This window comes from Actinophytocola sp. (assembly GCF_049647105.1).
Classification (GTDB): Bacteria; Actinomycetota; Actinomycetes; order Mycobacteriales; family Pseudonocardiaceae; genus Actinophytocola.
In genome coordinates, this window is sequence record NZ_JBARWZ010000220.1 from 43,310 (window position 1) to 57,677 (window position 14,368).

General features: G+C 70.0%; 10 protein-coding genes and 1 pseudogene. 5 read left to right on the forward strand and 6 right to left on the reverse strand.

Annotated elements, in window-relative coordinates; genetic code table 11:
- Positions 1-11: 11 nt before the first annotated feature.
- Positions 12-203 (forward strand): annotated as a pseudogene (locus tag WBA97_RS26170) (MBL fold metallo-hydrolase); the annotation flags it as partial.
- A 144-nt stretch (positions 204-347) separates the two neighbouring features.
- Positions 348-608 carry a hypothetical protein gene (locus tag WBA97_RS26175; protein ID WP_424233576.1) on the forward strand — a complete coding sequence of 87 codons (261 nt, stop codon included), beginning with the start codon at positions 348-350 and terminating at the stop codon, positions 606-608.
- Here WBA97_RS26175 and WBA97_RS26180 read toward each other — a convergent pair.
- Positions 576-1,232 (reverse strand): Uma2 family endonuclease, encoded by a 657-nt coding sequence (locus WBA97_RS26180; protein WP_424233577.1) that lies wholly within the window; start codon positions 1,230-1,232, stop codon positions 576-578. The two genes, WBA97_RS26175 and WBA97_RS26180, sit on opposite strands and share 33 nt — an antisense overlap.
- Before the next feature lie 125 nt (positions 1,233-1,357).
- Positions 1,358-3,214, reverse strand: a complete 1,857-nt coding sequence (locus WBA97_RS26185) for a plasmid pRiA4b ORF-3 family protein (RefSeq protein WP_424233578.1) — start codon at positions 3,212-3,214, stop codon at positions 1,358-1,360.
- A 286-nt stretch (positions 3,215-3,500) separates the two neighbouring features.
- On the opposite strand from WBA97_RS26185, the gene WBA97_RS26190 reads away from it, so the two are divergent.
- On the forward strand, positions 3,501-4,565 hold the full coding sequence (locus WBA97_RS26190; protein WP_424233579.1) for a beta family protein: 1,065 nt from the start codon (positions 3,501-3,503) through the stop codon (positions 4,563-4,565).
- Between the two features lie 58 nt (positions 4,566-4,623).
- Here WBA97_RS26190 and WBA97_RS26195 read toward each other — a convergent pair whose 3' ends face one another.
- From WBA97_RS26195 to WBA97_RS26210, 4 genes are read right to left on the reverse strand one after another with little or no spacing between them, the layout of a single operon-like run.
- Positions 4,624-5,871: a TIGR02679 family protein gene (locus WBA97_RS26195; protein WP_424233580.1), complete on the reverse strand. Its 1,248-nt coding sequence runs from the start codon at positions 5,869-5,871 to the stop codon at positions 4,624-4,626.
- Positions 5,868-9,953, reverse strand: a complete 4,086-nt coding sequence (locus WBA97_RS26200) for a TIGR02680 family protein (RefSeq protein ID WP_424233581.1) — start codon at positions 9,951-9,953, stop codon at positions 5,868-5,870. The genes WBA97_RS26195 and WBA97_RS26200 overlap by 4 nt, the downstream gene beginning before the upstream one ends.
- Positions 9,950-11,176, reverse strand: a complete 1,227-nt coding sequence (locus WBA97_RS26205; protein ID WP_424233582.1) for a TIGR02678 family protein — start codon at positions 11,174-11,176, stop codon at positions 9,950-9,952. The genes WBA97_RS26200 and WBA97_RS26205 overlap by 4 nt, the downstream gene beginning before the upstream one ends.
- Positions 11,173-12,786: a TIGR02677 family protein gene (locus WBA97_RS26210; RefSeq protein ID WP_424233583.1), complete on the reverse strand. Its 1,614-nt coding sequence runs from the start codon at positions 12,784-12,786 to the stop codon at positions 11,173-11,175. Before WBA97_RS26210 ends, WBA97_RS26205 begins: the two co-directional genes overlap by 4 nt.
- Positions 12,787-13,081: 295 nt before the next feature.
- On the opposite strand from WBA97_RS26210, the gene WBA97_RS26215 reads away from it, so the two are divergent.
- Both WBA97_RS26215 and WBA97_RS26220 read left to right on the forward strand, forming a co-directional pair.
- Entirely contained in the window at positions 13,082-13,963 is an 882-nt protein-coding gene (locus WBA97_RS26215; protein ID WP_424233584.1) for a hypothetical protein, read from the forward strand.
- A gap of 154 nt (positions 13,964-14,117) precedes the next feature.
- Positions 14,118-14,321 carry a cold-shock protein gene (locus tag WBA97_RS26220; RefSeq protein WP_184816361.1) on the forward strand — a complete coding sequence of 68 codons (204 nt, stop codon included), beginning with the start codon at positions 14,118-14,120 and terminating at the stop codon, positions 14,319-14,321.
- The last annotated feature ends 47 nt before the right edge of the window (positions 14,322-14,368 follow it).

A 14,368-nucleotide genomic window follows, 5' to 3' on the forward strand; every position in this document is an offset into this window, starting at 1 on the left:
ACCGCTGACGCGACTCACTCTTCCCAGGCGGTGTTGGCAGGACCACGTCGCCGGAGAACTTCACATCGTTGATCAACGACGTGAAGTCGCGGATCTTCGACGAGCTGCCTGACGACACGTGTTTCTACCCGGGACACGGCGACGACTCCACGCTGGGCGCGGAGCGGCCGAAACTCGACGAATGGCGCGACCGAGGCTGGTGAGCTGACGTCGGACGAGGCTGTCTTCACCAGGACGCGCCTGTTCGCTGGCCGCCATCGCCTCGGCCGACGTCAGCTTGTCCGTCGCCGATCACTCTTCGTCGACGGACACGAAACATGGCAATTGGGGACGACGATACTCTGCGCATGCCGGCTTCCACCGAGACCCAGCACGAGTCGTCGACCACCGCGTTCCAGGACTTGAGCGGCAACCTGGAGTACGCGCGCTATCTCGTCCGCGGCGGACGACACCTCGATAGGCTACAGGTCCGGACGTTCGATGTGGCAGACCTGTACCGCGCGGCCTGGGTACAGGCGGTGTCGGCGCTGGATCATTGGGTTCATCGTGAGTTGTACGATCGTGCGGTCAGCGACCTAATCGCCCCAATGGTCCCAGTGCTGCGTTGAAATCTCGAAGCCGAACGGATGCGGCAGGCGGACGGTTTCGCCAAAGCCCCAGGTTTGCAGCGCAACGTAAGTACCAGCGCGCGTGTCCGGATTCGCGTACAACGTGATGTTACATACCTTCGGATCACGGTCAACAAGTAGATAGTTGGGGATACCCGCGTGCGCGTATCCGCTCCACTTGGTGCCGGCTTTGCGCTTTTGGTCTGGTCGTCGGTCGCTGACAGCGTTCGATCGCGAAGTGACCTCGACGACGAGATCTACTTGATATGGCAGCAAATGCCTGGCTTTTGTCGCGCGAGCCTCTGTGAGAACCTCGGCATCCATGACAATCAGGTCCGGGACATAGCCGTCACCTATCTCGAACATGTTGAGATCTGTGGTCTGCACCGAGCGCCAGACGAAGGTGGGGTCGGTCAGTTCGGCGGCAAACAGTCCACGCTCGATGTCCCTGACCATGCCGTTGTGGTCGACGGAGGGGCCAGGCGACACGACTATCTCTCCTCCGATGACCTCAACACATGTGCCGTCCTTCGGCAGGTGCAGGTAGCTGGCCAACTCGTCACGCACCCACATGACGTAGGGCGAGTCTGGCAGCATGAAATGCGCCACTGCCGCAACACTCATGAGCAGCACTCCTCTCGCGTGACGCGCAGGTCAGACTGTGCCGACTCTACCGCCCAGCATCCTCCGCCCGAGGTGTCCGCCCATCGCGCCGGACCTAGTCGGGTGGTGTGGAGCCGTCGGCACCTCTACCGCCACGCTGTGCTGCCGAGCCTGCGATTGACCTCTTCGGCAGAGAACTCCTTGGGATCGAAGTCCTCGCCAGAGGTCAGGCCAAGCCATTCGAGCATGTCGTCGTGTTCCTCGGCGTTTGAATCAGCCAGCGTGGCCTTCAGGTTCTCGTACCCCCACACACCGCCGCAGTCTTCGGGTGGGCATGCGCCCTTGCCCGCCGTGCACACCGCGCTGGTCACCCCGGCGCCGGCGGGGAGGATCTTCTCCAGGGTGATGTCGTGCTGCCAGTCGTCGCCGAAGTCGTAGGTGTAGCCGATCTTGTCACCGACACCGGTGAGCATCTGGAACAGGTGTACTCCTCGCTCGTCCTGATGGCCGAGCTCACGGTCGGGGCGCCCGTACTCGCTCCAGCCGTCGGAGAACACGTGCATGTGGCAGTTGTGCCAGCCCATCGCAGTCTGGATCACCTCGTGGAGCTGGTCGAGGCTGAGATCAGCGGGTACCTGAAGGCGCCGCCACACGGGCGGTTTGGTCATGCCGCACAGCTGAACCTTGATCTGGTACCCGGTGCCGGATGGGAGTGTGACCGGACCGGCAGGGCCCCGACGAAGCACTGGGGCCTCCGGGAACGCGCCTATCCCTGGCAGCATGCCGGCCAGCAGCCCGGCCGGGTTCACCGGGCCGCTCAACAGCTTGACGAGCCGGGGTGCGGCCGGATGGCCACAACTCTCCAACAGCGGCAGAGCCTCGGCCATCTCGGCACCGGCCTGGGCCTGTAGGAGGGCGGGCAGCAGATCCTCGGGTAGCCCGGGCGGCAGGGCGTCCAGCATGGTGACCAGCGCGTCCACGGTGATCCACGCCGAATCGGCATCGGCCGGCTCGGTGTCGTCCTGCTCGGCCAGCCAGACCCGCGCATAGGCACCGAACCCGTCCCTGGTCGCCCACTCGCGCCATGCGGGTGCCGCTTCCTGGCCACACCCGCGGGCAAGGTCGAGCGCGGTAAGACGTTCCTGCCCGGACGTGGCTTCGCCGACCGCGAGCAACTCCCGGGCGGCCGCAGCGGCGGTGCGGGGCGCCAGCCACGGACGGGCCATCAGCACGGCCACCTTGGGGGGAAGTTGAGTCAGCTCACGGACCAGCACGTCGGCCTCGACATCCGCAGGCGGGGCGTTCTCGCGGAACATGAAATCGGTGAGCCAGTGGCCGAGCGGTGTCAACTCGGCGACGTCGCCCCTCAGGACGCCGATACCGAACTCGCCCAAAGCCCGTACCGCATCCTCTACCTCGTCCACGCCGAGGTCGGTGACGAGCCCGGATATCTCGTCGGGGTCGCAGTCCGGGCACGAGCAGCCGGGCGAAACGTTGCCGGACAGTTGCGCGATGCCCGCGCTCAGATCGCCGAGCGGCACCGCGCCGCCGCGATCCTCGAAGGTGGCCAGCGCGGCCAGGTACACGAGATCGTCCTCGTCGGTCTCGCCCACCAACCCGAGAGACTCCAGCACGCACCTGCACCAAGCGGCGAGCACGATGTCCGGCGCACCGGCCAGCCACGGCTGAAGGGCCGGCCCCGGCGTCACCCAGCGGCCGGACACCTCGATGAACCCGGCCGCAGACGCCGCCGTCCACACCATCATCAGCTCGGAAATATCCAGAGCGCTACGCGGCTTGCGAGACGGCACCTCGATGCCGAGCAGATCACATGCCTCGACGGCGGCGGCTGGCTTCAGCACTCCCCGCGTGGTGACCTCCCTGCCAGCACCAACCCACTCGGCAAGCGTTTGGGCAGTGGCGAGTACCGGGCAGGTCCGGGCGGCCAGAGCCAACTGTTCGTGCGAGAGGTCCGGTACGCGCATGGCATCGCGGTATGACATGCGCGCAGCCTACGGAACGCATAGCTAGGCCCCACGAGACCACACCAGTACCAAGTCCCGAGTCCCGGCACGCCTTCGGAGCCGCCATCTTCACTGCCAGTACGAAACTCTGTTCCCTGGCGGCGTCGGCAAGACGACATCACCACGCTCGGCGCTCGGATACTGTCCGTGATCTCGCTATCACGCCTACGCCAGTAGCCGCCACCTGTCCGGAGGACAGATGCGTGACTCGATCATGCCCACACTGGGAGTTCGAGTTATGCGTCGTCCATCGGGAGGAAGGCGGATGCACCCCGCTCGCCCACTTGTAACGCTCAAATGCAAGCTCGGCGAACTCGACAGTCTCTGCCATCTCCGCCCCACGGGCGATGCGCATGTGAGGTTGATGATCGAACTGCTTGATTCGGTGAAGCCCGGTGGGAGGCTCCTCCCCGCTCTTGTTCGCGCAGCGGTGAGCCTCGCGAGCTCGGGGCAGACATTGTGGCTGGACACCACCTGGCTCACCGCCGCGAGCCCGCTCGCCGGACAACCCGGCGGCGTGTTCGAGTACCTGGACGACATGATCGAGTCCGCGTTGCTGGAAGAACTGGGGTTCATGGCCGATGGCCTCCCCGGCCTCGTACCCGTGATCGCCGACGACGCGCCTGACGACGTACTGCGTCGTGTTCGGTTGCTCGTCGAACACAAGGAGCGCGACCTGGTGATCCGGTTCGGGCGGCCGCCGCCGGCCAGCGAACTCGTCAGCAGAATCCGGTCCATCATGCGGTTGACCGGCACGCGGGTCGGACGAGTGCACGTGGTATTGGACGTCGGATTCGTCGAGGAAGTGCGCAAACCGCAGGTAGCTACCGTGGCGGAAGTCGCAGCAGCTGTGCACGACGTGCTCGGTCCCGGCTCTGCCACGGTCCTGGCCGGGTCGATTCCGGCCGCTCGAACCACCTACGCGACGACTACGCGGGATCGTCCCGAGGTCTTCCTGTGGCGTGAGGTGCGGCGACGCGTTGGCATGATCGGCTACGGCGACTACGGCGTGACGCACCCCGTTCCCAAGTCGGGGGAGAACGCACGGTCCCCTTACCCATATCTCTGCTACACCGTGCCGCGGAGAACGGTGGTATTGCGTAGAAGGATCGAGAAGGGCGACCTCCCTGCCGAGAGGTTCGCCGACCTCGCCGAGGAACTCGTCGAGCGGGAGGACTTCGCCGGCCCTGACTTCTCGTGGGGCGATCGCGAGTTGGCGCTCTGCCGGCCCAGCGGCGGGCGTGCCGCTGGCTCCGTGTCCCGATGGGTGTCCATGGCGACGTCTCATCACCTCGAACACGTGTCACGCAGGATTCCCGCGGACCTCTGAGCCGGCTGCGTGCGCACACACTTGGCTCACCCTGACGAATGGCGTGCTCGGGGCTGGTTCAGGAAGTGGGCTCGAGATCGGCGATGAGGTCAGGGAGCACCAGTTCTTCCTGGAGATGGACACGGTGCTCTTCGAGGGCGGCACGCAGGTCCGGGTCCCATGTCGCATCGACCGGGCGGCCGGTGAGCGGTCCCCCGGTCACCGAGCCGAGTGCCGACCGGTAGGCCGATGCGTCGAACCGCCACGGGGTCCAGGCGAAACGTTCGCGCAGTGCGTTGGCGATGCGGATGCCGCCCCAGTCGAAGTCACCGTGGTAGGCAAGGCGGGCGCCGTCGGAGACCAGCACGCTGAGCAGGCGAAGCCCCGCGGAGGACGGGTGGCCGCTCAGGCAGACCAGGGGTGGGCACCCGGGGCCGAGTTCGTCGGCGGCGCACGCCACCACGATCGGGTTCTCGCAGAGGCGCACCAGGCCGCCGGCACCGAGATCCGGCCGGTCCCGACCGAGTTGGCGCAGGGTCAGGACGCATGGCTCCCCCGCCTCGCGAGCCAGGGCGACCATCCTGCCGACGGTGGTCGCGGTGCCGCCGGGCAACCCCGCGCACAGCACCGAGGATGACAGCTCATCACGGTGCACCCCCACCGCCGCCCAGGCCGCGCGGCGTTCGAATGCCGAACCGTCTCCGCCCGGAGCGGCTCCGGCCAGTACACGGACCGCGGCAAGGGACAATGTGGACAGTGGCCTGCCGTCATCCAGTGCGTGCGCGTCGCCGGTGGCCGCCGCGGCGAGGCGGCCCAGTGCGAGTCCCGTCGACGGCAACGCGTCCAGCACCCGCGCGAGCGCTTCGACGAGCGGCGTGGCATCGGCCGGGGTCGATGCCACTCTGCGGAGCATGCCGGTGGCATCGAGCCAGGTGCGCCACGCGGTCAGTTCGGGACGTCGGTCCAGGAGTTCGTCCAGTGGTGCGCATGCCGTCGACCACGCCGCGGCCTCCCTGGCCTCCGCCGCCGCCCGGTCGACCACCGGTCCGAGAAGCACCCCGACCGCCGCGGCGAGCCCGTCCGGTGCGGTGCCGCTGGCGCGCACAACCGCGTCCACCTCGTCCAGCGACACGGTCAGCGACGCGCCGGTTCCCGCGCGCCGGCCTAGCAGCCGCTCCAGCGCGCGCCGCTGTTCCTGGCTGGCGCCGGCGAGCGTGACCGTTCCCGTCACCGGCCTGCCGAGTTCCAGCCGACGACGAACCCGGGCAAGCAGCCAGGCCATGTGCTCACCGCCGAGCAGCCTGCGCAACCGGGTCTCGTCCGTCATCGCTCGAAGAGTGTGTCGGCGAGTTCGCCGACCGGCAGGTAGGACGCGGGCTGGTCGATGCGGACCCGTTCACGACCGTCCCACCGCCAGGGGGTGACCAGCACCGCGTCGATGCCGTCGCGGCGGGTGAGCTGGGCGATGGCCAGGCCTGGCACCTGCGGGTAGCAACCCCACTCACGCTCGCTGGTCATCACCACGTCGAGGTCGAAGGCGGCCAGCAGGCCGAGGCACTTCGCCCGGGAGTCGTCGTCCACCCCGGCGAACGCCTCGTCCAGGGCGATCAGGCGCGGCGCGTGCGGGTTGCCTGCCGAGGTGTAGAACGACGACGCGGCCGCGAACAGCGGCACCGACGCGGCCAGCACCCGCTCGCCACCAGAGGCCGGTCCCGTCGCCGGACGCCACTGACCGTCCTGGTAGCGCTGGATGGTGAACTCGTGCCAGCCGCGGTAGTCCAGTGCCCTGGTCAGCTGCTCCACCCAGCCGCCAGAGGCGTCCTCGGCGTGCTCCCGGTTGATCTGTGCCTGCAGGAAGGCACCAACCGCGGCGCGGTCCTCTGCGCTCCAGGCGTCCGCGGTCTGGCGCAGCAGCCGGTCACGCACCCTGCCGAGTCCCTCTGGCGCGGTACGCGCGGCTCGCCACTGCAGCCGCAGCCGCATGCCGGTCGACGTCGGGCGGTCCGCCAGGTCGGCGTTGATCGCCGTCACCTGACTCTCCGCGCCGGTGATCAACTCCTGCAGCATGCCGGCCACCTCGTTCACCAGGTGGTTCTCCAGGATCTCCCGTTCCTTCGCGGACAGCAGCGTCGCCCGGTGCTCGGTCTCTTCCGCGAGCCCCCCGACGAGGGTGGGGATGTCCTGGTTGCGTCCCTGGAAGAGCACGTCCACCACGATGATGCCGTCGCGGACGGTCATGCCGACCGAGTGCCCGTGCCGGGACAGCGCGTCCGTGAGCAGCTTGTGTTCGGCCGAGACGCGCTGCTGCACCAGTTCCCACGGCCGGTCGGCGTCGTCGACGGTCTCCAGCGCCGCGTTGACGGCCCTGGCCACCCCGACGGCCGGGGTCGGCGCCCATTCCTCGGCGGCGTCCGGCGTCGGTAGCTCGGGCAGCACGGCGTGCAGCAACCCGGTCGCCACGAAGGCACGCAACGCGGCGATGGCGTGGTCCCGTTCCCCAGCCGCGGTGTCGATCGATGCCCGCAGGGTCTCCTGGCGGCCGTCGGCCTTTCCGCGCTCGTCCCGCGCCCGGTCAGCGGTTCGGCGAGCCTCCCGCTCGTGCTCGTCGCGCACCGCCATCTCGGTCGCGACCGCCTCCAGCTTGCGGTACAGCTCGTCGACCCCGGCACCGGCCGTCTCGACCAGCACCCGGTGGCGTTCGGCCGCGGTGTCCGCCTCGCCGCGCGCCCGGTCGGCCGCGACGATGCTCTGTTCGAGTGCTGCCGCCGCGCCACCATGTTCCTGTTCGGCCTGCGCGACGGCGCTCCGTGCCCGGTCAGCCGCCCGCGCCGCCGGCCACAAGCCGGCCAGCGCCACCCGGTAGTCCCCGAGCGCGGCACGCACCGCGGCCAGCACCCGGTCGTCCGGTGGCAGCCCGACATCACCGGCGAACTCGGTCATCCCGTCCCGTGCGGTTCGCTCCGCGACCTGTCGCCGCGCCGCGATCTCCGCTGCCTCGGCCAGTTGCACGTCGACACGGCGTTTGGTCTCGTGCTCGGCCGCGAGCTTGACGTGTGCCTGCAAGAGGTCGGCGTCGGACGGCCGCGCCCGCTGCTCGGCCACGAGTGCGTCGGCCTGCTCCGCCAGATCGGCGGCAAGCTCGGCCAGCTCGTCGAGCCGGCGCTGGAGGCCGGCCAGTTCGGCCTCGAGTTCGGCGAGCCTCGCCCGGCGCGCGGTCTCTCGCGCTCCCTCACCGATGTAGCCTGCGGCGGGTTTGTGCCAGGAACCGGTGAGGGGCCCGTTGGCGAACCGGCCGTCCACACCGACCCAGGTGGGCGCCCCGGGGCCGAGCCCGATCGTCGCCAGCACGGAGCCGACCGCGACGTCGGTGAGCGCGGCCGCGTGCGGGTCGTCCCGGTCGACGGCCGGGACCAGCACAGTGGTCAAACCTCCGGCGGGCGCCGGAGGGCCTGGCAGGACAACGACGTCGTCATGCACGTCACGCAGTTCGCCGTCGGGTGTGACCCACGCGTCGAGGATGCCGGCGGCTTCCAGGGCCGCCTCGACGCCGGCCCGATGATCTTCTGGCACGCCCTCGGCGAAATCCACCACCTTCCACAGCGGCGCGCCGGGCCGCCCGGTCCGGCCGCTCCCGTCGCGGGTATGCGGCGCGGGCGGAACATCGTGACCGCCTTCGGTCAACCGGTCGATCTCCTCGGCGACGACGACCCGCTCGGCCTCCGCCATGGCCCGTCGGGTGTCCACGTCGGCCTGCCGCCTGCTCAGGTCGGCGGTGGCCCGCCGGACCGCGTCGTCCACCGCCGACTCGGCCGGGTTCGGTCCGATCGGCGTCTCGGTCCACGCCTCCAGCGCGGCGAGCACGTCCTCGGTCCCGTCCACCCGGAAGTGCACGGCCTCGGCGAGGTACCGGTTGTAGGCGGCGACCAGCGCCTCGGCTCGTTCGGCCACCACCTCGTCTGACGAGGAGATCCGGTCGGCCGCGGCCTGCTGCTCGCCGGTGACCCGGTCCACCTCGTCGCGGGCGGCACGCAGGGCCGCCTCGGCGGCACGCACCTCGCCAAGCAGAACCTCCAGCCGGGACAGCGCGACGGACTGCCGGTCGATCAACGCGTCGCCCGACCGACCTGCGTTCGTGAACGGCGGCGCGTCGGCGGCCAGTTCGGCGAGCACCGCTTCGTGTCCCTCGGCCAGCAGAGCCGCGTCGGCGGAGTGCCGCGCCGCCTCTCGCGCGATGCGGAAGGACGCCTCGTCGGCTTCGGCGTCCGTCCTGGCCCTGGCAAGTTGCTCCGACCTTCGCATGGCGGTGGCGGTCGCGGTCTCCCGATCGGCTTCGCGGGTCGTGGCGAACCGATCCAGCCGCTCGGCGTCCTGACCGGCCGTCTTCAACGCCTCGGCGTCCCGCATCTCCGGGCTCTGCTGGAGCGCGGACCGCCGCGCTTCCAGGGTGTTCTCGGTCGCGGCCAGTTCTTCGAGCCGTTGCTCGGCAGCCATGAGAGCCTCGGCCGCCGCCGCGTGCGCGGCCTCGGCCTCGCCGAGCTCGCGGCCGAGTTGCTCGTAGCGGCTGTGCGCCTGCCGCACGGGAGTGGCGCACCGCTTGGCCGCGATGCCCGCGTAGCGGCGGTAGTGGGTGAGGAACGCCTCCGCCGCGGTCCTGGCCTCGGCCAGCCCACGCAGTGCCTCCCGTTCCTCGTCCAGACCCCGGAACGCCTCGGCGACCGTGGTCACCAGCGCGGGGTCGAGCGGCGGCAGCGCCTCGGTCAGCGCGCGAGACAGCAGCTTCTCGTCCGGCTTCTTCGACAGCTGTGGCTGGCGCAGCTGGATCAGCAGGTTGACCAGCGCCTCGTACCGGTGCGTGCCCAACCCGAACAGGCCCTCGTCCACCGCCCTGCGGTAGTCCGACGCGGTGTCGTACACCGTGCCGTGCCCGTCCACGGCGTCCCGCAGCTTCTCCCTGGTCAGGGCGACCCGCGTCGGACTGACCAGGGACAGGTCACCGCCGACGCGCTGGCTCGTGACGAAGAACCAGTGCCGGGCGATGCCGCGCCCCGCGACGGCCTTGAGACCGGCGCCGATCGTGCGGTACTCGGCCGTGCCGTCGGCCAGTAACCGGCCGAACTCCAGCCACGCGTAGCCCAGCCGCTCCGGATGGGGGTGCTTCCCGCCAAGCAGCAGGTTCCACTCCATCCGCTTGTTGCGGTCGCCGTCCGGCTCGACCCGGTGCGCGGCGAGCTCGCCGTCCAGCAGGAACGGCAGTGTCAGCGCGAGCACCTTCGACTTCCCGGTGCCGTTGTTGCCGCGCAGGAGCAGCCGCCCGTCGTGGAAGTGGAACTCCTCGACGTCGTAGTAGAAGAGGTCGACCAGCCCGGCACGCAACGGTTGCCAGCGCTCGCGATGGGGAGTCGGGCTCACGTGCGGTTCGCCTTCCTTGTCGAACGGTTCGCCGGTCCGGTGCGGATGGTCGGTGCCTGCACGGCATAACGAGCGATCGCCGGGCGGGCGATCACCATCGGCGGCTCACCTGGCACGTCGGCCACGAGTCGCAGAGCACGCAGCTTGTCCAGCGCGATGGCGAGCAACTCCGCGTCGGCGCCCGGCTCGGTGACACCGCGCCGCCAGTAGGTTTCGTGCTCGGCGGCCTTCGCCCGGACATAGGTCCGCAGCCGGGGCAGCGTGACCGGCTCGCCGTCGTGCGCGCGGCGGGCCAGGTACTCGGCGACCAGCAGTGTCACATGGCCGTCGGTGCGCTGCTCGGGCATGCGCACGTCGGTCAGCTCGTCGTCCGGGTCGACCATCGCGACGCCCTCGGCCCGCATCTCCGCGACCAGGCCGGTGGCCTGCTCGATTCGCCGGGTGATCGCATGCCGCTGGCTGACCAGGTAGCCGCGCTCGTCCTCGGTCAGCTCGTCGTAGTAGACCACCGGGTCGTCGAGCAGGCGTCTGGTCAGCCGGTGCCGGAGCGCCCGGTTGCGCAGGTCGTCGGTGTCGGGCACCGGCTCGCTGGTCAGCTCGGCCAGTCGCGCGGCGTGCCCGGCCGCCTCGATCGTGGACGGGCCGCGCGCACCGGTGAGCAGCGCGGCGAGCACCCGGCGACGCACGTCGTAGAGCACGTCGCCGGTGGCGGTCAGGTAGGCGTCCTCGTCCCCGGCGACCCGCTCCAGCACCCCGAGACCGAGGAGCAGCCGGACGACGGCGACCAGGTCCGATCGCTGGTCACGGCGGTTGAGGGTGAACACGACGCCGGCGTCGGCCAGTTCCGGCTCTGCCGCCGCGACCAGCACACCCTCCGCCAGCCGACCGAGGGTGATCTGTGCGTCGGCACGCTCCAGCACCGCCATCGCGAGGCAGGCCAGCACGTAACGGCGGCGACCGAATGCCGGCCGGCCCCTGCCCTCCCGCGCCGGATGCGTGCCGTCCTCGTGCCCGGTCGTCTTGAACAGCCGCGCGGATTCCGCGTCCACCACCAGCCGCCAACCGGTCTCGGCGGCCAGCCAGTCACGCAGGTCGGTCGCGTGCCGGCGAACCAGCCGCAGCACCTCGTCGTCCGCCCCCGCCGTGAGCAGCGGTTTCGCCAGGAGAGCACGCAACGCCGCGCATCGCTGTGCGAGGTTCTCGTCGGTGACAGCGGTGGTCATGCCACCGCACCGGCGCGACGGCGGGTGGCGGTCAGGTCGACGATGTCGACGACGTGTTGTGGGCCACGCAGCTCACCGTCCTCGGTCGGAATCACCACGATGCCGCCGTCGGATACCAGTGACAGGCGAATCTCCATGGTGCCGTCGCCGGTCGTGGTGCGCACCTCCGTGTCACCGGGCAGCCGGGCGGACAGCGCGTCCCCGAGCAGGCCGAGGAACAACCGGAAAGCCCGGGTGTCCAGCACTCCCAGCTCGGAGAGCAGGGCAGGGCCGTCGGTGCAGAGCCGTGCGCGGGCAGCGCCGGTCTCGGCGGCCTCGCGGGCGGCCTGTGCGGCCAGCAGCTGCCGCTGCCCGGCGCGGTCGGCCACCCGGTTGGGCCGACCTCGCCGTTCGTAGGAGCCGGTCTTGCGCAGCTGCGGACTGATCCGCACCGGCGCCGCCTCCCGCCACGGGGTGTTCGGCAGGGGCCGCTCCTGCTCCCACTCGGCGACGGTGTCCGCGGTGACGGTCATGTGCCGCGACGGGGTGAGGCCGAACGCCGCCCGCCACAGTGCGTGTGCTGCCACGTCGTCGGGAGCCTCTGCGAACCACCTGGCCAGTGTGCGGAAGTCCGCCGACCGGTCCGAGCGGCCGGACCGGCGCTCGTTGAACGCGGCAACCGTGTCGATGAGCTGCGTGATGGCGGTGACCGCCGCGCCGCGCAGCAACCGCGCCTGCGACGGGTGGCGCGAATCGGCCGAGACGAACCAGTCGCGCAGGCCGCGCCACCTGTTGCGCCAGGAGTTGAGCGATTCGGTGACAGCCGCGTCGTACACCTCGGCGGGCTCGTCGTTGCCCGGTCCGTCCTCTGGCAGGTCGGGCACCGCGTCGGCGGCCTCGCGACGGGCCGCCACGAGCAGCAGCCGTTCGACGCCGGCCGACTCGATGCGCGAGAGCACCGTGGCGATCTCCGCACCCCGGTTGGCCAGATCGGCGATGAACCGGTTGATGTAGTCGATGAGCCGCTGCTTGTAGGCGACGAACGCGTCGACGTCGCCATCCGCGAAGTCGATCACCCGGCGCAGCGAAGCCATGAACGCCTGGGCGTTGTCGGCGAGGCCGGCGAACCGCTCCGCCAACCCGAGCAGCAGCAGATGCACCTTGGCGGGATCCGGATCGGCCTGCCGGTCGGCCATGTCCGCCAGCGAACGCAGTTGCGCGGCGATGTCGGCCAGTGCGACCGACTGCAACGAGCCGCGGCGCCCGATGGCCTCCTCGTAGACCGCGATGGCCTGCTCCGCCGCCTGCCCGGCCGCGGTGAGCTGGTAGAGGTACCTGGCGCGGTGGAAGTCCTCGACGCTCGTCACCCGGCTGGTGTCCGGGTCGGCACGGAGGTTCCCCCACTCGACGAGCTTGTCGAGTGCGGCGACCACCTCGTCGGTCTCGCCGGGACGGCCGAGATCGGCGATGACGTCCTCCGGCCGCATGTGCACGATGAACCGGTCCCTCGCTCGCGCGAACGTCATCAGCGCGTCACGGTAAAGGGGTGCGTTCGGCGCGCTGAGGTGCGCGAACGGCTGCCGGGGCACGGTCTCGACGGTGGCGTCCTCGCGGCGCTGCTGCGTGGTCACTACTCCATTGTGGCGAACCGCACCGACCGTCCCCGCACCGGTCAGGGTCCATCAACGCCTCAAGCTCGATGACTGGCGAGCGCGCTGGTGGCCGGCGTGCCGCAGCACTCGTCGCCGACGCCGATGAGACAGCCCTTTCGAGATGTCCAGAAAAACCAGCAACGACCCGTCCAAACGACCACGCGGATACCGTCCAGATGACCACGAGACGACCGTCTGGATGACCATAGATCTGGCTCACGGAGCGTCCGAAACCTTCAAGACGTCGGGTTGCGCGTTGGCGACAATCGATGACGTGACTGTTGATCTCGCTGCTGCCGCTTCCTTCATGGCCACCCACGCCCGCGTGCTGGACCGGCGCCGGTTCGAGTACCTGTTCGGGCAGGGGGATGCCGGGGCGGTGCTCGCCGCCGTTGACGGGTACCGGAACGCCGACGGCGGGTACGGGTGGGGGCTCGAGCCCGATCTGCGGGCTACTGAGAGTCAGCCCGGCGGGGCGCTGCACGCGCTCGAGGTGTTCGCCGAGGCCGGGCCGTCCGACCGGGCCGTCGAGGTGTGTGACTGGCTCGGACGGGTGTCCCTGCCCGACGGGGGCGTGCCGTTCGCGGTGCCGGTCGCCGACACGGCCGGGTGTGCGCCGTTCTGGGTGCGGGCCGACCCGGAGAGCTCGTCGCTGCAGAGCACGGCCTTCGTCGCCGGGGTGGCGTGGCGGGCGGCGGCCAGGGACGAGCGGGTCGCCGCGCATCCGTGGCTGGCGGCGGCCACCCGGTACTGCTTCGACGCCATCGCCGCGCTCGACGACGCGCCGCACGCCATCGAGCTCCGGTTCGCGGTCGGTTTCCTTGACGAGGTGTCCGCTTCGCACGACGAGGCCGGGCCGCTGTTCGAGAAGCTCCGGCGGTTCATCCCGGCGGACGGTCTGGTGCCGGTCGCGGGCGGGAAGGACGGGGAGACGATGCGGCCGCTCGACTTCGCGCCGTTGCCCGGCCGGCCGAGCCGCCGGCTGTTCGACGCCGACGTTGTCGCCGCTGACCTGCGCCGACTCGCCGACGGACAGCAGGATGACGGTGGGTGGCGCGTCGACTTCGACAGCTACTCCCCGGCCGCGGAGCTCGAGTGGCGGGGGTACGCCACCGTGGCCGCGCTGTCGGGACTACGCGCGGACAGCGTGATCTGAGCAAGTCGTGTAGTGTTACACCGGTCGTTGGTTTTGTGTTCGTGTCATTGCGCGCTCGCGAAACATTGTTGCGGGCGTTCGCACCTCTTCGCGTGGTCGAACCCCCCGCCGCAAGCAGCGGCGTACGATATCGCCACACAGTTGAGGAAGTAACATGGCTCAGGGCACCGTGAAGTGGTTCAACTCCGAAAAGGGCTTCGGCTTCATCGCGCCGGACGACGGCAGCGCCGACGTCTTCGTGCACTACTCGGAGATCCAGGGCGGCGGCTTCAAGTCGCTCGATGAGAACCAGCGCGTGCAGTTCGAGGTTGGCCAGGGCCAGAAGGGCCCCCAGGCGACCGGCGTCACCGTCATCTGACATAGCTGGACTTCCGTGGCCGGCAAGTTCACTCCAAAGAGTGAACT

Bases quoted from the DNA above. Each gene is read 5' to 3' on its own strand.
- WBA97_RS26175 (WP_424233576.1), top strand. From the start codon at position 348: ATGCCGGCTTCCACCGAGACCCAGCACGAGTCGTCGACCACCGCGTTC.
- WBA97_RS26180 (WP_424233577.1), bottom strand. From the start codon at position 1,232: ATGAGTGTTGCGGCAGTGGCGCATTTCATGCTGCCAGACTCGCCCTAC.
- WBA97_RS26185 (WP_424233578.1), bottom strand. From the start codon at position 3,214: ATGTCATACCGCGATGCCATGCGCGTACCGGACCTCTCGCACGAACAG.
- WBA97_RS26190 (WP_424233579.1), top strand. From the start codon at position 3,501: ATGCACCCCGCTCGCCCACTTGTAACGCTCAAATGCAAGCTCGGCGAA.
- WBA97_RS26195 (WP_424233580.1), bottom strand. From the start codon at position 5,871: ATGACGGACGAGACCCGGTTGCGCAGGCTGCTCGGCGGTGAGCACATG.
- WBA97_RS26205 (WP_424233582.1), bottom strand. From the start codon at position 11,176: ATGACCACCGCTGTCACCGACGAGAACCTCGCACAGCGATGCGCGGCG.
- WBA97_RS26220 (WP_184816361.1), top strand. From the start codon at position 14,118: ATGGCTCAGGGCACCGTGAAGTGGTTCAACTCCGAAAAGGGCTTCGGC.